Origin of the sequence: Pseudescherichia sp., assembly GCF_031979925.1 — a bacterium.
In the GTDB taxonomy this organism is placed as follows: domain Bacteria; phylum Pseudomonadota; class Gammaproteobacteria; order Enterobacterales; family Enterobacteriaceae; genus Pseudescherichia.
The window spans coordinates 76,605-95,055 of the sequence record NZ_DALZFB010000008.1; the positions used below are offsets into that span (position 1 = coordinate 76,605).

At 52.4% G+C, this 18,451-nt stretch carries 16 protein-coding genes; 3 read left to right on the forward strand and 13 right to left on the reverse strand.

From position 1 onward, the window contains the following. Positions 1–62 precede the first annotated feature (62 nt). The gene (locus RTM13_RS14550) at positions 63–1,034 is read left to right on the forward strand and encodes a LuxR family transcriptional regulator (protein ID WP_409456053.1); all 972 of its coding nucleotides are present in this window, start codon (positions 63–65) and stop codon (positions 1,032–1,034) included. A gap of 38 nt (positions 1,035–1,072) precedes the next feature. Further along, entirely contained in the window at positions 1,073–2,368 is a 1,296-nt protein-coding gene (locus RTM13_RS14555; protein WP_312212682.1) for an anti-phage deoxyguanosine triphosphatase, read from the forward strand. A 262-nt stretch (positions 2,369–2,630) separates the two neighbouring features. Here the strand turns inward: RTM13_RS14555 and RTM13_RS14560 are convergent, their stop codons facing one another. From RTM13_RS14560 to guaB, 3 genes are all read right to left on the reverse strand, one after another. After that, positions 2,631–3,821, reverse strand: coding sequence for a tyrosine-type recombinase/integrase (locus RTM13_RS14560; RefSeq protein WP_312212683.1), 1,191 nt, complete (start codon positions 3,819–3,821; stop codon positions 2,631–2,633). A gap of 307 nt (positions 3,822–4,128) precedes the next feature. Then, positions 4,129–5,706, reverse strand: coding sequence for a glutamine-hydrolyzing GMP synthase (gene guaA, locus RTM13_RS14565; protein ID WP_312212684.1), 1,578 nt, complete (start codon positions 5,704–5,706; stop codon positions 4,129–4,131). Positions 5,707–5,784: 78 nt separating this feature from the next. Next, positions 5,785–7,251 carry an IMP dehydrogenase gene (guaB, locus tag RTM13_RS14570; protein WP_312212685.1) on the reverse strand — a complete coding sequence of 489 codons (1,467 nt, stop codon included), beginning with the start codon at positions 7,249–7,251 and terminating at the stop codon, positions 5,785–5,787. 157 nt (positions 7,252–7,408) lie between these two features. Between guaB and xseA the strand changes: the two genes are divergently transcribed. Continuing rightward, positions 7,409–8,791 (forward strand): exodeoxyribonuclease VII large subunit, encoded by a 1,383-nt coding sequence (gene xseA / locus RTM13_RS14575; protein WP_312212686.1) that lies wholly within the window; start codon positions 7,409–7,411, stop codon positions 8,789–8,791. Here the strand turns inward: xseA and RTM13_RS14580 are convergent. The 10 genes from RTM13_RS14580 to hisS form a co-directional block, all read right to left on the reverse strand. Further along, positions 8,788–9,930: an MFS transporter gene (locus tag RTM13_RS14580; protein WP_312212687.1), complete on the reverse strand. Its 1,143-nt coding sequence runs from the start codon at positions 9,928–9,930 to the stop codon at positions 8,788–8,790. The genes xseA and RTM13_RS14580 overlap by 4 nt on opposite strands. Before the next feature lie 67 nt (positions 9,931–9,997). Further along, entirely contained in the window at positions 9,998–10,219 is a 222-nt protein-coding gene (locus tag RTM13_RS14585) for a zinc ribbon domain-containing protein (RefSeq protein ID WP_312212688.1), read from the reverse strand. Between the two features lie 93 nt (positions 10,220–10,312). Continuing rightward, positions 10,313–10,711 (reverse strand): hypothetical protein, encoded by a 399-nt coding sequence (locus tag RTM13_RS14590; RefSeq protein WP_312212689.1) that lies wholly within the window; start codon positions 10,709–10,711, stop codon positions 10,313–10,315. Then, positions 10,689–10,982 carry a polymorphic toxin type 44 domain-containing protein gene (locus RTM13_RS14595; RefSeq protein WP_312212690.1) on the reverse strand — a complete coding sequence of 98 codons (294 nt, stop codon included), beginning with the start codon at positions 10,980–10,982 and terminating at the stop codon, positions 10,689–10,691. The genes RTM13_RS14590 and RTM13_RS14595 overlap by 23 nt, the downstream gene beginning before the upstream one ends. Positions 10,983–11,095: 113 nt before the next feature. Continuing rightward, positions 11,096–11,578 carry a type VI secretion system tube protein TssD gene (locus RTM13_RS14600; protein WP_312212691.1) on the reverse strand — a complete coding sequence of 161 codons (483 nt, stop codon included), beginning with the start codon at positions 11,576–11,578 and terminating at the stop codon, positions 11,096–11,098. A gap of 230 nt (positions 11,579–11,808) precedes the next feature. After that, positions 11,809–13,353: a peptide MFS transporter gene (locus RTM13_RS14605; protein WP_312212692.1), complete on the reverse strand. Its 1,545-nt coding sequence runs from the start codon at positions 13,351–13,353 to the stop codon at positions 11,809–11,811. Between the two features lie 298 nt (positions 13,354–13,651). Further along, positions 13,652–15,136, reverse strand: coding sequence for a ribosome biogenesis GTPase Der (gene der / locus RTM13_RS14610; RefSeq protein WP_312212693.1), 1,485 nt, complete (start codon positions 15,134–15,136; stop codon positions 13,652–13,654). 130 nt (positions 15,137–15,266) lie between these two features. Beyond that, positions 15,267–16,445 (reverse strand): outer membrane protein assembly factor BamB, encoded by a 1,179-nt coding sequence (gene bamB, locus RTM13_RS14615; protein WP_312212694.1) that lies wholly within the window; start codon positions 16,443–16,445, stop codon positions 15,267–15,269. 10 nt (positions 16,446–16,455) lie between these two features. Next, positions 16,456–17,076, reverse strand: a complete 621-nt coding sequence (locus RTM13_RS14620) for a YfgM family protein (RefSeq protein WP_312212695.1) — start codon at positions 17,074–17,076, stop codon at positions 16,456–16,458. Between the two features lie 36 nt (positions 17,077–17,112). Continuing rightward, the gene (gene hisS / locus RTM13_RS14625) at positions 17,113–18,387 is read right to left on the reverse strand and encodes a histidine--tRNA ligase (RefSeq protein ID WP_312212696.1); all 1,275 of its coding nucleotides are present in this window, start codon (positions 18,385–18,387) and stop codon (positions 17,113–17,115) included. Between the last annotated feature and the right edge of the window lie 64 nt (positions 18,388–18,451).

Below are 18,451 nucleotides of genomic sequence, written 5' to 3' on the forward strand. Positions count from 1 at the left end.
TTCCAATCAGGCCTATACAATGCCAAGCATTACCACTTGCTAAAACCTATTCATTGGCTAAAATGGTTGACATGAAAATCATCCCCTGGGAAGGCTGTGACCTCACAGTTGCAGCAGCATTTAATGTATTTGTAGAGCGTAGCTCTCCGTATTCCACATTTTCACGGCGGTATCCTATACTGCGCCTGATACAGGAAGTGATTGACCCTGCAGTAGCTGCTTATAAAAATTCTTTGCCACTAAGCCATAAGGACTACATTTCTGGCGGAGGAGTGGAATTTAGTGAAATACTCAAAAATGTGGGTTTTAATGTGGTAGCACGCGCACAAAGACTTCTTTTGCGTCAATTTATTCTGATTTCAGATAGTCAAAATCCTCTCGATAAATGCTTTATTGCTACAATTGAGTCTCTTATTGAATTAGTCAGTGAGTGCGCATCCAAACGGCCAAAGAAATCATCACCGGCAAAAGGTGTAACTATAAATTCTCAACGTAAACTCGGTTTTTGCGAGTTCTGCGGTAACCAGACTGAATTCTCTAAATTTATTACTGAAATTTCAGAATATGCTGCTAAAGATAATGAATTCCCTTATCGTGAAAAGTTGGTTTTTAGCGATCGATATTGCTCTAACCATAGACCCAGATTTACCAATGGCCAGTGGAACCCCCTTTACAGACAAGGAAAACGTTCCCTTGAACAATTCAACAAAGAACTATTAAGACTAAGGCGGCAATGTGCTAAACCAAGCAAAGCTAACGCTAACTCCGGTAATGAATTGGTTGATTATTATTTTTTAGAGTGGACACTAGGCCAAAACTTAACCCCAATAGATACAGGGGAACTTAGAAATATTGCACGGCTTATGACGGATTCTAAGCTTTCCGACACGAAGAAAATAATACTTTCATTGAAAAAGCAAGGATTTAACCAATCTGATATCGGAAAAATTTTAGCATTAAATTATCACTTGCCAATGACACGTCAGGCTGTGTCAAAGGCCTTGAATTCTGTGAGGAAAGAATTTTATATTTAGTTAAGCATCAAGAGAACTAATTTATAAGGAGACAATATATGTGGACTGACCGTTTTGAAAAAGCAATTGATAGTGGTTTTGAGCGAGATCAGTACGGTAGAGATCGCGCAAGAATTATTCACTCAGCATTTTTCCGCAGATTACAAGGAAAAACTCAGGTACTGGGGTTGGGCGAAAGCGATTTTTACAGGACTCGTTTAACGCATTCTTTAGAAGTCGCACAAATAGCCGGTGGGATTTCAGAATTTTTAAAATCTCAATATAAAGATAACGAAACAATTATTGGTCTAATACCTGATCAAAATTTAATTGAATCCATAGGTTTAGTACATGATATTGGCCACCCGCCATTTGGACACGGTGGTGAGGTTGCATTGAATTATGCAATGAGAAACAATGCGGGCTTTGAAGGTAATGCACAGACGTTAAGAATATGTACGAAATTAGGTGAATATTCTGATGGAAATGGTTTGAATCTTACAAGAAGAACTTTACTTGGTATAATAAAATATCCATGTTTTTATAGTGATGTGGTTAATGCAAAAATATACAATGATTCGAAGGGTTTAAACTTAGATTCATATAAACCTCCAAAATGTATATTTGATTGTGATAAGGAGCACGTTGATTGGATTCTTCAACCATTCACTAATGACAGAAAAACTTTCATGTCACCTTCAAATCCTATTGAAGGAAAACACAAAAAACCATTATATAAATCTTTTGATGCAAGCATAATGGAAATTGCTGATGATATTGCATATGGGGTTCATGATTTAGAAGATGCTATCGCTCTTGGGTTAGTTAGCGAAAGAAAATGGCTTACTGAGGTTGTTGCCAGACTTAAGGACTCATTAAGAAAAGCGCCGATGTCAGACAAAATAGATGAATACACCAAATTACTTTTTTCTGGTGAAAATAAAACCAGAAAAAAAGCAATAAGCCAGCTAGTAAACTACTTTGTGACTAATGTTGAAGTAAATAAACAAGACATTTTAAGTCATAATTTATTAGATTATCAGGCTGAATTTCCAAAGATTGTTGGAGAAGAACTTGATATCCTTAAAGAGTTTGTTGTAAATAACGTTATCAAAACGCCGGAGGTACAAACTCTAGAATACAAAGGGCAACAAATGGTCTTAAAATTGTTTGATACAATAGCAAACAATCCATCGCGACTCTTACCTAAAAAATATTTCGAAAAATATAATAATGAAGGGTGTAACTTAAGAGTTATTTGTGATTATCTTGCAGGCACTACAGATGATTACGCAACGAGACTTTATCATAAGATATTCACGCCATCCTCTGGCTCCATCTTTGATAAGCTTTAGCTTTGTCAAAATAAAGTGGGGCAGGTTATCGCCTCACTTTATAATTATTTTCTAAAATAATCTGGAAGAAACATACTTTAGAAAGCGAGCGAACTTAGCTTGGATTTTCATATATATAACATTCATATCTTTCTTAATTCATACACTTTATGACGACATAATCGTCATATCAATGAATATGAAATAATCCATAAATTTTAGCAGCTAAAATTTCTTTTGATGCAGAGCGAGGATGTTATCTAGCTAAGAATATGATTATTAACTACTTTCTCGCCCATTCATCAATCATATTTGCCCAATCTTGCAGCATCTCTGATCTCTGCTCGCGGTACTCGGCCTTGTTATAAACAGCTCGTACCCCCTTTTGTTCATGGGCAAGGCACTTCTCAATCCAGTCAGTATTGTACCCAGCCTCATGTAGTAGGGTGCTGGCTGTACGCCGTAAGTCATGAGGACCGAACTTTGGCAATGACTGCCCTTCTTTCTGTGCCTGGCGATACGTCAGTGTCAAAACCCGGTTTAAAGTAGCGCTACTCATTGGCGCATCGGAATCGTACCGCGAAGGAAGGATAAAATCAGAGCCACCGGCAAAGGTTTTGAGAGCAATCATAATATCCATTGCCTGTCTGGAAAGAAAAACCAAATGTGGATTACGTCGTTTCATCCTCTCCTTTGGTATCGTCCATAATGCCTCACTAAAATCAATCTCGTTCCAGGTTGCGTTAGTAAGCTCACTTTTACGTACCATCGTTAACAGCAAAAGTTTAACCGCTGCTCTGATTGATGGCGTCGTTCCTACCCGTTCCATGTACCGATACATCAAACCAATTTCAATTGGCGTCAATGCCCTGTCACGAGGCTCAAATTTCGCTATGCTTGCAGGCCGTACCAGATCAGCGGGATTCTCAACCTTCTGACCGCGCTCAATAGCCCAGCGATAGACTTGCAATACAATCTCTCTGGCGTGCACAGCTGTCGCCGGTGCCCCTCTCTCGACAATGTTATCGGTTAATGCGCGTAAATCTTCATGTGTAATCTCGGTCAATTTCTGCTGCGCAAATTTTGACTTCAACTCCCTTTGATAAACCGAACGCCGCATATCACGCGTCGATTCAGCCATTTGATAGCCGCGTAACCATTTCTCAGCCCATGCACCAAAAGTCTCCGCATCTTTGATACGCGCTTTATCTCTAGCTTTTTCCCTCGCTGGCGATCTTCCACCGGCAACCATTTTTTTAGCTTCATTGAGCCGTTCACGCGCTTCTGCAAGCGTGATCCCTCCCACACCATAGCGGCCAAAAGTAACGGTCTCCTGTCTTCCGTTTATTGAATAGTTATAACGAAATGAGATCGTTCCAGCCGGAGTGACCGCAACATACAGACCATCACGGTCATTAACTTTATAGAGTTTCTCCTTCGGCTTAAGGTGACGCAGCTTGGTGTCAGTCAACATGGTTTATTGTTTTCCTTTATCAAAAAATACCATGTTGTAAAAAATTCAGAAAAGTTATTTAACTATCTGTTTTTAATCGAGTTATAAAAAACAAATACCATAACTCAACCGAAATTTGTCACATGGTACTTTTTCAAACCTGAATTCAAAACCAGAGAGTACCATCAAAAATTCCATTGAAAAAACCGTGCTTTCCGTTGCTAACAGCTGCCAGAAAGTGCCAGACATACAAACAAAAAAGCCCGCAGTTACGCAGGCTTAGAGGTACTTTACTGCTTTTACGTGCAGGCTGTTGCCAGACGCGAATTCATTCCCACTCGATCGTAGCCGGTGGCTTCCCGCTGATGTCATACACCACACGCGAAATGCCATTCACCTCATTAATAATCCGATTAGAAACGCGCCCCAAGAAGTCGTATGGCAGGTGCGCCCAGTGTGCGGTCATAAAGTCGATGGTCTCAACTGCACGCAGGGAGACAACCCAGTCGTACTTACGACCGTCGCCCATTACGCCTACGGAGCGTACCGGCAGGAACACGGTGAAGGCCTGGCTCACTTTGTTATACAGGTCAGCTTTACGCAGCTCTTCAATGAAGATAGCGTCAGCACGACGTAGCAGGTCGCAGTACTCTTTCTTCACTTCGCCCAGCACGCGGACGCCCAGACCCGGCCCCGGGAACGGGTGACGGTAGAGCATGTCGTACGGCAGGCCCAGCTCGAGACCAATCTTACGCACTTCGTCTTTAAACAGCTCACGCAGCGGCTCAACCAGGCCCATCTTCATCTCTTTCGGCAGGCCGCCCACGTTGTGGTGGGATTTGATGACGTGTGCTTTACCGGTCGCCGACGCAGCGGACTCGATGACGTCAGGGTAGATAGTGCCCTGCGCCAGCCACTTAACGTCTTCCAGCTTCAGCGCCTCTTCGTCGAATACTTCTACGAATACGCGGCCGATGATTTTACGTTTCGCTTCCGGATCGTTCTCACCGGCCAGCGCGTCGAGGAAACGCTTCTCGCCTTCAACGTGAACGATGTTCAGGCCGAAGTGGTCGCCAAACATATCCATCACCTGCTCGGCTTCGTTCAGACGCAGCAGGCCGTTGTCGACGAATACACAGGTCAGGCGATCGCCAATGGCGCGGTGCAGCAGCATTGCGGTAACGGAGGAGTCCACGCCGCCGGAGAGGCCAAGGATCACCTTGTCATTGCCAACCTGCTTGCGGATACGCTCAACGGCATCGTCGATGATCTTAGCCGGGGTCCACAGCGCTTCGCACTCGCAGATGTCGCGCACAAAGCGCTCCAGCATACGCAGGCCCTGACGGGTGTGGGTCACTTCCGGGTGGAACTGCACGCCGTAGAAGCGCTTCTCTTCGTTAGCCATAATGGCGAACGGACAGGTCTCAGTGCTGGCAACGGTCACAAAGTCTTCCGGGATAGCGGTAACTTTGTCACCGTGGCTCATCCACACGTCCAGCAGCGGGTTGCCCTCTGCGCTCAGGGAGTCCTCAATGCCACGCACCAGCGCGCTCTGAGTTTTTACTTCAACCTGGGCGTAGCCAAACTCACGTTCGTTGGAGCCTTCAACGTGGCCGCCAAGCTGCATCGCCATCGTTTGCATACCGTAGCAAACGCCAAATACCGGTACGCCTGCCTCAAATACATACTGCGGCGCGCGCGGGCTGTTGTGTTCAGTGGTGCTCTCCGGGCCGCCGGACAGGATGATCCCGTTCGGGTTGAACTCGCGGATTTGGGCTTCGGTGACGTCCCAGGCCCACAGCTCACAGTAGACGCCCAGCTCACGCACGCGGCGGGCAACAAGCTGGGTGTACTGTGAACCAAAGTCGAGGATAAGAATGCGATGCTTATGAATATTGTCGGTCATTGACGATTGTTCCGAGGCAGAAACAGATAGAGAAGATTAGTGCCGGGCAGCGTTAACCTACCCGGCCTACAAATTAAATCAGGAACCCATGCGGTAGTTCGGGGACTCTTTGGTGATCGTCACGTCGTGAACGTGGCTCTCCTGAATGCCCGCCCCGCTGATGCGTACAAATTCAGCCTGCGTACGCAGCGCGTCGATAGTACCACAGCCGGTCAGACCCATACAGGAGCGCAGGCCGCCCATCTGCTGGTGAATGATCTCTTTCAGGTAGCCTTTGTACGCCACGCGGCCTTCGATACCTTCCGGCACCAGCTTGTCAGCGGCGTTATCGGTCTGGAAGTAGCGATCGGAGGAGCCTTTAGACATCGCGCCCAACGAGCCCATACCACGGTAGGATTTGTAAGAGCGCCCCTGGAAGAGTTCGATCTCGCCCGGGGACTCTTCGGTACCGGCCAGCATGGAGCCAACCATTACCGCCGCCGCGCCTGCGGCAATCGCTTTAGCGATATCACCGGAGAAACGAATGCCGCCGTCGGCGATAACCGGAATGCCGGTGCCTTCCAGCGCTGCAACCGCGTCGGAAACGGCAGTGATCTGCGGAACGCCTACGCCGGTGACGATACGGGTAGTACAGATGGAGCCAGGGCCGATACCCACTTTCACCGCGCTGACGCCAGCGTCGGCCAGGGCACGCGCGCCTGCACCGGTAGCCACGTTGCCGCCAACGATCTGCAGGTCAGGGTATTTAGCACGGGTCTCACGAATACGCTGCAGCACGCCTTCGGAGTGGCCGTGGGAGGAGTCGATCAGCAGCACGTCAACGCCAGCAGCAACCAGCGCATCAACGCGCTCTTCGTTGCCTGCGCCTGCGCCTACCGCAGCGCCCACGCGCAGACGGCCATGCTCGTCTTTACAGGCGTTCGGTTTACGTTCGGCTTTCTGGAAATCTTTTACGGTGATCATGCCGCGCAGGTGGAAGCTCTCGTCTACAACCAGCGCCTTCTCAACGCGTTTTTCATGCATTTTGGCAAACACGGCATCGCGGGCTTCGCCTTCGCGCACGGTAACCAGACGCTCTTTCGGCGTCATATAAACGCTTACCGGCTGGCTCAGGTCAGTAACAAAGCGCACGTCACGACCGGTAATGATCCCCACCAGCTCGTAGTCTGCGGTCACGACCGGATAACCAGCAAAACCGTTACGCTCGGTCAGCTCTTTCACTTCACGCAGGGTAGTGGTCGGCAGCACGGTCTGCGGATCGGTTACCACACCGGACTCATGTTTTTTCACGCGGCGTACTTCTTCCGCCTGGCGTTCGATGGACATGTTTTTATGGATAAAACCGATGCCCCCTTCCTGCGCCAGGGCGATAGCCAGGCGTGCTTCCGTCACGGTGTCCATTGCTGCGGAGAGCATAGGAATATTCAGGCGAATGGTTTTGGTAAGCTGGGTGCTGAGGTCGGCAGTATTCGGCAGAACGGTAGAATGAGCGGGAACGAGGAGGACGTCGTCAAACGTCAGGGCTTCTTTAGCGATACGTAGCATGGGCAATATCTCTGACCGGGTGGTTAAATATTGCCGTGGCATTATACAGAGCGTAACCGATTGCATCTACACTTTTTTCGAAAAATAGTTGCGATTGCGGCCCATCGGGTTACTATCGATTAATTAACCTTCTGATTTAAAATTTGATCTGGCTCACATGTCATCGATGCAATCCCCCGCAATTTTTACCGTTAGCCGCCTGAATCAGACGGTGCGCCTGCTGCTGGAAAGAGAAGTTGGCCAGGTCTGGATCAGCGGTGAGATCTCAAACTTTACCCAGCCTGCGTCCGGTCACTGGTACTTCACGCTGAAGGATGATACTGCCCAGGTGCGCTGCGCGATGTTCCGCAACAGCAACCGTCGGGTCACCTTTCGTCCCCAGCACGGCCAGCAGATTCTGGTTCGCGCCAGCATTACGCTCTACGAGCCACGCGGCGAATATCAGATTATTGTCGAGAGCATGCAACCGGCAGGCGAAGGCCTGTTACAGCAGAAGTATGAGCAGCTAAAGGCCAAGCTGGCGGCAGAAGGACTATTCGATCAGCAGAGCAAGCAGCCGCTCCCCTCCCCCGCTCACTGCGTGGGGGTAATCACCTCAAAAACCGGGGCCGCTCTGCACGATATTCTGCACGTGCTTAAACGTCGCGATCCCTCCCTGCCGGTGGTGATCTACCCTACCGCCGTACAAGGTGAAGACGCACCGGGACAGATCGTTCGCGCTATCGAGTTGGCGAACAGCCGTCAGGAGTGTGACGTGCTGATCGTCGGGCGCGGCGGCGGCTCGCTGGAGGATCTCTGGAGCTTTAACGACGAGCGCGTGGCGCGGGCAATTTTCGCCAGCCAGATCCCTATCGTCAGCGCCGTCGGCCATGAAACCGATGTCACCATTGCTGACTTTGTGGCCGATCTGCGTGCGCCGACCCCGTCCGCCGCCGCAGAGATGGTCAGCCGCAACCAGCTTGAGCTGCTGCGTCAGCTGCAAAGCGGCCAGCAACGGCTGGAGATGGCGATGGATTACTACCTCGCGAATCGCACCCGTCGCTTTACCCAGCTGGAGCACCGCCTGCAACAGCAGCACCCGCAGCTGCGGCTGGCGCGTCAGCAAACCGTGCTTGAGCGCCTGCGTCAGCGGATGACCTACGCAATGGATAATCAGCTTAAGCGTTCAGGCCAGCGCCAGCAGCGGATGACCCAGCGTCTGAACCAGCACTCCCCGCAGCCGCGTATTCACCGCGCTCAGAACCGGGTGCAGCAGCTGGAGTACCGTCTGACCCAGCTGATGAGCGCCAGACTCAGCGCTACCCGGGAACGCTTTGGCAATACGGTCACGCATCTGGAAGCCGTAAGCCCACTCTCTACGCTGGCACGCGGCTACAGCGTGACCACTGCAACAGACGGCAACGTGCTGAAGCAGACCAAACAGGTGAAGGCTGGGGATCTCCTCACCACCCGCCTGGTTGATGGCTGGGTGGAAAGCGAAGTGAAAGGCGTGACCGTTGCTAAAAAAACCCGGGCACGCAAAAAACCTGACGCTAGCTAGCTCGCCTGATGCTTGCCGTCAGGCGTAACGGCAAGCATCACCCAAGACAGGCCAGAAAAAACAGCCAGTGCGCCAACCGCACCGATCGTTCCGTAGAGCTGTCCAAAGAGAACCGAGCCTGCTACCTGCCCCGCGGCCAGCATCAGGAAAGCGATACTGACGCCAGCCGCCGGTGAAGGTTGGGCAATAGCAGCGCCCTGTACCAGCAGCACGCCGGACAAAATGACATACCCCGCGCCACTCATCGCCACCACCGGAAAAAGCCAGCCGCTAAAACCGTGGCTCACGGCCAGCGCAGCCAGAGAGGCGGCCATAAAAAACTGCGATCCCCAGTAAACGCCCCGCATGCCGATACGTCTCGCTGCGGTACCGGTAAACACGGCAATAACGCCAGCCCCACCGCTCACCAGCCAGAGGACATTTGTCATCGCGCTATCCACGTTGGTGTGACGGTGAAGTAACTCAGGTCCAAAGCTCCACCATGCCGCACTGGCAATGCCGCTAACAAAAGCAATAACCAACAGCCGGAACATGCCCGGCTTACGACAGAGGATGCGCCAGCGCAGCGCTCCCTCTGTCGATGTAGACGCACTTTTAGGAAGATTACGCCATGCAAGGATCAGGCATACCAGCGCCAGTAAAGCGAACACTACGCAGGCCACGCGCCATCCGCCCGGCATAAAAAATAGAATAGGGACAGAGAGGATGATGCCTCCGCTGGTCCCGGCATTAATCACCGTATTTACCTGTGTTTGCCGCTCAAGGGGAACCCTGACGTTCACGGCTCCGGCAAGGGATGGGGAGGCCAGTCCAGAGCTAAGACCCGCAATAAACAGGCCGATCGCCAGCCAGAGCGGTGCCGCCGATAAGGCCAGGATAAGTAATCCCGTTGCGGCCACAATTGCAGCCAACATGGCCGGGACGCGTGGACCGAAGCGGCTGGTCAAAGAGGAGGCGATGAAGACGGATAAGCAATAGGCTACGTAGCTGCAGGCGGCAATCAATCCGGCAACCTCGGGCGTGAAAGGGATCTCTTGCCGAATGTCGGGCAGCATGATCCCCCATGAAAATCTCGCCATCCCATAGGTTACGGCGATCAAAGCAAAGCCGGTAATTCCTAACGCCACGTCTCTTTTCATTACGTTTCTCTTTTTATGAGTCGTTAAAAAACGTAAGTGCTAAGAGACGATTGCGTAAATTTTATGATTAGGCGTCAGACCTGACGAACTCGACGCGCTTTTTAGAGATCAGCCCGTGGCCATGCTGGCAGAAGTAGTCCACGGCACCGCAGGCCTTGAGCACCTCTAATGGCTTGTGGCAATCGGGGCAATGGGCTTCTAACGCCACATCCAGATTACAGTTTTCGCAATGTGCATGGGTGCCAACAAGTTCCATCGGCTTATCGCAGTTCGGACAGGTGAGTTGCATAATGCCTCCAGGTATAGAGCAGTTAGCTCGGCGTTGGGGTTTAAGACTATGTCCCGTATAGGATATCACTTTCTACAACCCGTGATTCTGTAATCAGTAAGATGCAGCATCAAGATGGATCCTAACGCTGTAGCCTACATTCCTGAAGGAATAGACATTTCCGCGAACGCGTAAATAGATCTGCCCATCTTTCACTTCTGCGTTAGCCTTATAGTCGTCAGTGATCATAATAGGCTCCGCGTCTTTTACATGCGCCATGAAATCATCAGGACTCTTCCTGGCATCATAGAGATAGTAACGGTATGTATCCTTTGAAAGTGAACTGGACGCCGCCTGGGTGATATACAGGGTCAGCCCATCGTTTACATTCATATTACCTTTCAGCTGTTCATATACGGTAAACAGGTCACGAAATTGATACGCCCAGACCCCAAAGATAAGCAAAACAAAGATAGTCCCTGTACGCCAGTTAAAACCCGCACCTTCTCGCATAGTCGATCCCTGCTCGTATCCACGTTTGATCAACCGGATCATCACCATATGAGTCAACACTGTGGTATTTCGCAAATTCTACCGGGTCGCTTGTTCCCGCGACTATCTGCGCAGCGCCAGCCCCACGCAATAACACCCCGTCAGGGATACCTGCTGCCGCGCCGATAGCACCATAATGAAAGTTGCCAAAGTTAGCGTATTTTCTGTTGCCTTGCTTGTAATCCCATGGACCATGATTACGAACCATCATAAAAAACCATGTATAGGTCATCAGGTTAGCTCCACCATGGAACCGCGCAATCATCATATGACTTATAACGTCCACTCCGGGTGGCGAAAACGAAGATATATCATAAGGCGGTATGTAAGTTGGGATACGCATAATTAACGCTCAGCCCAACTGTCTGCGAATTGCAAATTGCCGTCGCAGTATTTCCAGATAATCTTATCGTAGCGTAGCTCCACCAACTCAAGATGGTTGTGCTTCTCTTTGGATGGATCTTTGATGTCATGCATCAGCGGAGACACGGAGACAACCTTCACATTATGCAACGTTATGTTGTAATACTCCGCTTCCTGCCCAGCATAGTTGATTGCGTAGAACTTGAACTCTGCAGATTTTAGCGTTTGTCCAGTCGCCACAGCTTTCATCAGATATAGGGAAGATGAATCTATCTCTTTTTGAAATAATACCGGGGCATGCTGGCGGGTACCTGTCACTTTTCCGGTAAAAGCATCGGTAGGCAAACGCAAATTATGAGTAAAGCCAGTTACTTCAATACTGCCTTCCCGATCCCTTACGTCAGCAGACCCTTTGATATCTGCACCACCATCGTCTTTAAGCCATAAATAAATTGGAATAGCCATATATAAAATATCCATATATTTTAAAAGGGAATCTGAAATCACATACTATATATAAGGATATTTCAAATGATGATGAGTGTGTTACTGGTTGTTAATTGTCCAAAAATGGAGTTGTGCTTCATTTTGAATTTTACGGATACGAAAAAGCCCGCAAGAAAGCGGGCTGAATGGTTGTGATATGCGATAGGACGTTACCGGAGCATAGCGCCTGCCCCGGTAACGTTGAGGTGTTATCCGGCGTTAGCGGCCGGTTTAGCCTGCGCATTTTCCAGCATGCGACGGACCGGAATAATCAGGACGATCAGCACTGCGGCGCAGATCAGGAGGGCTACGGAACAACGGGCGAAGAGATCCGGCAGCATATCAAGCTGGTCGGCCTTCACGTGACCGCCAATCAGGCCTGCCGCCAGGTTACCCAGCGCGCTTGCGCAGAACCACAGCCCCATCATCTGACCGCGCATTCTTTCCGGTGCCAGCAGGGTCATGGTCGCCAGACCAATCGGGCTGAGGCACAGCTCGCCGAGCGTCAGCATCAGTATGCTGCCCACCAGCCAGAACGGAGAGACGCCTGCCCCGCCGCTATTCAGCACGTTCTGTGCCGCCAGCATCATCAGGCCAAAGCCTGCCGCCGCAAAGAGAATACCGATCACGAACTTGGTAATGCTGCTCGGGCGAATGTTCATGCTCGCCAGCTTCGGCCACGCCCAGCTGAATACCGGGGCCAGCAGAATGATGAACAGGGCGTTGATCGACTGGAACCACACGGCAGGGATTTCGAAATCACCGATCATGCGATTCGTATAGTCATTGGCGAACAGGTTGAACGAGGTCGGCTTCTGCTCAAACGCAGACCAGAAGAACGCTGCGGAGACCAGCAGGATAAAGCAGACCAGCAGTCGAGCGCGCTCTTTGCGGTTCAGGCCAGCAAAGACAAACAGGTAGATGAAGTAGAGCGCTACGGATGCCGCAATCACGTAGACCAGCATGCTGGCGACCGCGACCGGGTTGATGACAATCACACCCTGGGCGATCAGCGTCACGACCACCGCCACCCCAACCGCCAATGCTAGCAGCCACATGCCCACGCCCTTTCTCTTCACTACCGGGCTGTTCCACGTGGAGTCCAGACCCACTTCGCTGTCGTAGCGTTTCATGGCTGGAACGGCAAACACGCGGAAGATAATCAACGCCACCAGCATCCCGATGCCGCCGATACCGAAGCCCCAGTGCCAGCCGTGGCTTTTAATCAGCCAACCGGAGATCAATGGCGCAATGAAGGAGCCCATGTTGATGCCCATGTAGAACAGCGAGAAACCGCCGTCGCGACGCGCATCGCCCTTTTTATACAGGGTGCCGACCATGACCGAGATACAGGTCTTGAACAGACCGGAGCCGAGCACGATGAACATCAGGCCGATAAAGAACAGGTTGTCGCCCATAAAGGCGGAGAGCGCAATCGACAGGTGGCCGAGTGCGATCAGGATTGAACCATACCAGACCGCGCGCTGCTGGCCGAGCCAGTTATCCGCCAGCCAGCCACCCGGCAGCGCGGCAAGATACATAGTACCGGCAAAGATACCGACAATGGCGGAGGCGTTCTCACGTGCCAGCCCCATTCCACCGTCATACACCGTGGCAGCCATAAACAGGATCAGCAGCGGCCGGATGCCGTAGAACGAGAAACGCTCCCACATCTCGGTGAAGAACAGCGAGCCGAGCGGATAAGGATGGCCGAAGAACGTTCGGCTCTCTTGGTGATTAACAGAGGATTGCATATTTCTCCCGAAAGGTATGTCGTTGTGCAGGCAAACGCCGCGATATACGCCGATCAGTTATGTATCTGACCGATTTTTCTACATGCGGCGAAGGGTTTGTTAACTATTTGATAATCTGGCGCTAGTTTTGTCTAGTACCCAGACCGGGACTTTAAGATGAAAACTCGACGTTTGTCTACTTTCTTAGATTTTAAGTTGGGCAGGAACGAATAGTGTTTGACACAGCGCAGGAAAATTTACGCTTTCAACAGACAAAAAAACCCGCGACGGGCGCGGGTTTTATCGAGATCGGCAGGGGTTATTTGCCTTTCTTAATATGCTTGATTAAACGCTTACGCTTACGCATCTGGTTCGGGGTCAGGGTGTTGCGCTTGTTAGCGAACGGGTTATCCCCCTCTTTGAACTGGATGCGGATCGGCGTACCCATGACGTCCAGCGATTTGCGGAAGTAGTTCATCAGGTAGCGCTTGTAGGAATCCGGCAGGTCTTTCACCTGGTTGCCGTGGATCACCACGATTGGCGGGTTGTAACCACCGGCGTGAGCATATTTCAGCTTCACACGGCGACCGCGTACCAGCGGCGGCTGGTGATCTTCCGCAGCCATGTTCATGATGCGGGTCAACATCGCGGTGCTCTGGCGGCGGGTCGAACTGTCGTAAGCTTCACGCACGGACTCAAACAGGTTACCGACGCCGCTGCCGTGCAGGGCAGAGATAAAGTGCACGCGCGCAAAGTCGATGAAACCCAGACGGAAGTCGAGGGTCTCTTTCACCTGCTCTCTCACTTCATTGCTCAGACCGTCCCACTTGTTGACAACGATGACCAGCGAGCGGCCACTGTTGAGGATAAAGCCCAGCAGGGAGAGATCCTGATCGGAGATGCCTTCCCGGGCGTCGATCACCAGCATCACCACGTTGGCGTCTTCAATCGCCTGCAGGGTTTTGATTACCGAGAACTTCTCTACGGTATCGGTGATCTTGCCGCGCTTACGCACGCCTGCGGTATCAATCAGCACGTATTCGCGCTCGTCGCGCTGCATCGGGATGTAGATGCTGTCACGGGTGGTGCCCGGCATGTCGTACACCACCACGCGATCTTCACCAAGAATGCGGTTGGTCAGGGTAGATTTACCGACGTTAGGACGACCAACGATAGCCAGCTTGATCGGCAGATCCAGCGGGTTGAAGTCATCTTCCGGCTCTTCAACCTCTTCACCGTTCTGCTCGGCTTCAAACTGCGCCCAGTAGGCCTCGTCTTCATCTACCTCTTCCTCTTCACGCGGATCGATTTCCTGCATCCACGGTACCAGCACGTGCTCCAGCAGGCTGGTCACGCCGCGCCCGTGAGAGGCGGCAATCGGGTGGATCTCGCCCAGACCAAGAGAGTAGAAATCAAGGACAGCCTGATCGGGATCGAGACCGTCGGTCTTGTTGGCGACCAGGAAGGTCGGTTTTTCACGCGAGCGCAGGTGCTTGGCAATGGCCTCATCGGCAGGCATCAGGCCTGCGCGGGCATCTACCATAAACAGCACCACGTCCGCCTCTTCAATCGCCAGCAGAGACTGCTCGGCCATACGGGTTTCAACGCCGTCTTCCGTACCGTCAATACCGCCGGTATCGATACAGATAAACTCGCGGCCCTCGACCTCGGCCCGACCGTACTTACGGTCGCGCGTCAGCCCCGGGAAGTCCGCTACCAGCGCATCACGAGTACGCGTTAAGCGGTTAAAAAGGGTGGATTTGCCAACGTTCGGGCGTCCGACAAGCGCGACCACAGGAATCATGTTTAAAGCCTCATTCAAAAAATCATTGTCAACGTCGCCAATTCGCGCCGCTGGTAAATCAGTAAAAATTAAAAACAGTAAAACGGCCCCTGAAACAGGAGCCGTTTTTCAACGCCAACGACCGCCGTAATTAACGCGTAATCGCGTAGAGCGTACCGTCTTTCGCCTGGATCAGCAGTTTGCCATCGGCGACAACCGGCTCGGTCAGCAGACCGGAGCTGTCAACTTTCTGCTGTGCCACAAAACGTCCGTCTTCTGGATTGATCCAGTGCATGTAGCCTTCGCTATCACCCACTACGATGGATCCATTATACAACGCCGGAGAGGTCAGGTTACGGTGCAGCAGATCGCTTTGTGTCCAGAGCGTGACGCCGCCGTCAGTCGTCAGGGCCAATACGCGATCGTTCTGGTCAACCAGGTAGATGCGGTTGCCATCAACGATGAAATCATTCACCGAACCCAGCTCGCGTTTCCACATAATCTGGCCGCTGCGCAGATCCAGCGCGGTCAGGTTACCGTTGTAGGCCAGCGTATAGACCACGCCGTTCACCACTACCGGAGTAGTATCAACGTCGCTCAGACGGTCGATCTCCGTTGCGCCAGTAGCCTGGGAGATACGCTGCTGCCAGATCATCTGGCCCTCTTTCAGCATAACCGCGCTGACACGACCGTTATCGCCGCCGACAATCGCCGCACCAAAGGCCGGCGCCGGGGCGGACTCACCGCGCAGCGACAGGGCTGGCATATCGAGGTTGACGGTCCACTTCACTGCGCCATCGCTCTCGTTCAGCGCCTGCAGCTGGCCGTTGCTGGTATGGACAAGCACCAGGCCATCGCTCACGACCGGACGGGAGAGCACCTCTCCGGCGGCGGTAGTCTGCCAGGCTTTTGAGCCATCATTAGTATTCAGGGCATAGACCTGCGCCTTTTCACTACCAACGTAGACGTGGCCGCCCGCTACCGTCAGGCCGCCAGAGAGCAGCGCCGGACGCGTTGAGAACCAGCCGCTCTTCTCGGCCAGATTAATAGACCACACCTCTTTACCATCATCTGCATTGATGGCTTTCACCACCCCGTGACGATCGGCAGCGTAAACCACGCTGTCAGCAAACGCCGGATGCAGGTTAGAGTAGAAATCGCCAATGCCGTTGCCGACAGAGGTGCTCCACGCGGTAGACGGGTCAAACTGATTTTCAACCGTCGGCAGCGGAGACATTTTGACAACGTCTTCTTCGCCATTAAACAGAGAACAGCCACTCAGCAAGGTGACCGAAAGCAGCCCTGGCAGAAGTAATTTACGCAATTGCATCGGGTCCCTCTCAGATGGACAAATTATTGATTTTCATCTGCAACATTTCACTCAGCGCTGGCGAAGCGTCGCTTTTCGCGCCCGTTTCCCAGGCGCTGCGCGCACCTTGTTTATCGCCCTTGCTGAGCAGGGCTTCGCCGCGCAGATCGGCTACGATGGCCGTCCAGCCTTCACCCTTGATGGACTCCAGGGTTTTCAGCGCTGCATCGGCCTGCTTCAGCTGTACCTGAACACGCGCCAGGCGCAGGTTGATCACCGCTTTCAGATTCTCATCGCTGGCGGCGGCCAGTCCCTGCTGCAGCTGCGCTGCGGCTTTATCCAGCTGGTTGCTCTCTACAAACTGCTGGGCCAGCTCAAGGGAGGCAAAGGCACCATAGGTGTTTTTGGTATCAGCAGCAAACTTCTCTGCGGCTGCCAGCGTCTCTGGCTTATCTGCCCGCAGCGCCGAGACGGCATTTTCATAGGCATATGATGATTCACGCACGGAATCATCCTGATGGCTCGCCCAGTAGCGCCAGCCTACCAGTGCCCCAACGCCTAAAATAACCCCAACGGCCAGCGCTTTGCCATTCTCGGCAAAGAAGCGTTTAATCGCATCAACCTGGTCGTGCTCGTTCTCGTAGATTTCCACGCAGTCCTTCTCCTAAACGATAATTCCCCGGGGAGATTAACCCAGTAGTGTGCGCAAATGCGCGGCAACGCTATCCTGCGCTACGGTCGTCTGCTCACCAGAGCGTAAATCTTTCACTACCACGTTGCCGTCAGCCACTTCTGACTCACCCAGCACCAGTGCGACGCGAGCGCCCCACTTGTCGGCACGGGCAAACTGTTTCTTGAAGTTGCCGCCGCCGTGGTTGGTCATCAATTTTACCTCTGGCACTGCATCGCGGACTCGCTCAGCCAGCTGCAGCGCAGCGGCCTGCGTGTCCGTACCCGACGCGACCAGGTATATATCGACAACGGGATCGGCATTAAATTCCGGATTAACTGCCTGAACTAACAAAACAAGTCGCTCGAGGCCCATCGCAAAGCCAACCGCTGGCGTCGCGCGTCCGCCGAGCTGCTCAACCAGGCCGTCGTAGCGGCCGCCTGCGCAGACCGTGCCCTGCGAGCCGAGGCTGGTGGTCACCCACTCAAAGACGGTGCGGTTGTAGTAGTCGAGACCGCGCACCAGGCGCTGGTTTACGGTATAGGCGATGCCTGCCGCTTCCAGCAGTTTGCACAGGCCGGTGAAGTGCTCGCGAGAGTCGTCGTCCAGGTAGTCGCCCAGCGCCGGAGCGTCATTTAACAGCTGCTGCACGTCCGGATTTTTTGAGTCCAGCACGCGCAGCGGGTTGCTGTACATGCGGCGCTTGCAGTCTTCGTCGAGCTTATCTTTATGCTGCTCAAGGAACGCAACCAGCGCATCGCGATAGTTAGCACGCGCCTCCAGCGAGCCGATGGAGTTCAGCTCCAGGCTGACGTGATCGGCGATACCCAGCGCACGCCACCAGCGGGCGGTGAGCAGAATCAGCTCGGCGTCGATGTCCGGGCCCTGCAGGCCAAAGACTTCACAGCCCAGCTGATGGAACTGGCGGTAGCGCCCTTTCTGCGGACGCTCGTAGCGGAACATCGGCCCGACGTACCACAGACGCTGCTCCTGATTGTACAGGAGACCATGTTCGATGCCGGCGCGTACGCAGCCCGCCGTACCTTCCGGACGCAGCGTCAGGCTATCGCCATTGCGGTCGTCAAAGGTATACATCTCTTTTTCAACCACGTCGGTCACTTCACCGATGGCGCGTTTGAATAACGGGGTCTGCTCTACAATCGGCAAGCGGATTTCACTGTAACCGTAGCTGCCGAGCACGTTCTTTAGTGTGCCTTCAATGCGCTGCCAGATGGCGGTGTCGCCTGGCAGGTAATCGTTCATGCCGCGAATGGCTTGAATATTCTTTGCCACGTTTATTCTCTTTATAAATATAAAAATGAACCCTCAGGGCAAACCCGAACGTGCGGGCCCTGCG

Bases quoted from the DNA above. Each gene is read 5' to 3' on its own strand.
- RTM13_RS14550 (WP_409456053.1), top strand. From the start codon at position 63: ATGGTTGACATGAAAATCATCCCCTGGGAAGGCTGTGACCTCACAGTT.
- RTM13_RS14555 (WP_312212682.1), top strand. From the start codon at position 1,073: ATGTGGACTGACCGTTTTGAAAAAGCAATTGATAGTGGTTTTGAGCGA.
- RTM13_RS14560 (WP_312212683.1), bottom strand. From the start codon at position 3,821: ATGTTGACTGACACCAAGCTGCGTCACCTTAAGCCGAAGGAGAAACTC.
- guaA (WP_312212684.1), bottom strand. From the start codon at position 5,706: ATGACCGACAATATTCATAAGCATCGCATTCTTATCCTCGACTTTGGT.
- guaB (WP_312212685.1), bottom strand. From the start codon at position 7,251: ATGCTACGTATCGCTAAAGAAGCCCTGACGTTTGACGACGTCCTCCTC.
- xseA (WP_312212686.1), top strand. From the start codon at position 7,409: ATGTCATCGATGCAATCCCCCGCAATTTTTACCGTTAGCCGCCTGAAT.
- RTM13_RS14580 (WP_312212687.1), bottom strand. From the start codon at position 9,930: ATGAAAAGAGACGTGGCGTTAGGAATTACCGGCTTTGCTTTGATCGCC.
- RTM13_RS14585 (WP_312212688.1), bottom strand. From the start codon at position 10,219: ATGCAACTCACCTGTCCGAACTGCGATAAGCCGATGGAACTTGTTGGC.
- RTM13_RS14590 (WP_312212689.1), bottom strand. From the start codon at position 10,711: ATGCGAGAAGGTGCGGGTTTTAACTGGCGTACAGGGACTATCTTTGTT.
- RTM13_RS14595 (WP_312212690.1), bottom strand. From the start codon at position 10,982: ATGACCTATACATGGTTTTTTATGATGGTTCGTAATCATGGTCCATGG.
- RTM13_RS14600 (WP_312212691.1), bottom strand. From the start codon at position 11,578: ATGGCTATTCCAATTTATTTATGGCTTAAAGACGATGGTGGTGCAGAT.
- RTM13_RS14605 (WP_312212692.1), bottom strand. From the start codon at position 13,353: ATGCAATCCTCTGTTAATCACCAAGAGAGCCGAACGTTCTTCGGCCAT.
- der (WP_312212693.1), bottom strand. From the start codon at position 15,136: ATGATTCCTGTGGTCGCGCTTGTCGGACGCCCGAACGTTGGCAAATCC.
- bamB (WP_312212694.1), bottom strand. From the start codon at position 16,445: ATGCAATTGCGTAAATTACTTCTGCCAGGGCTGCTTTCGGTCACCTTG.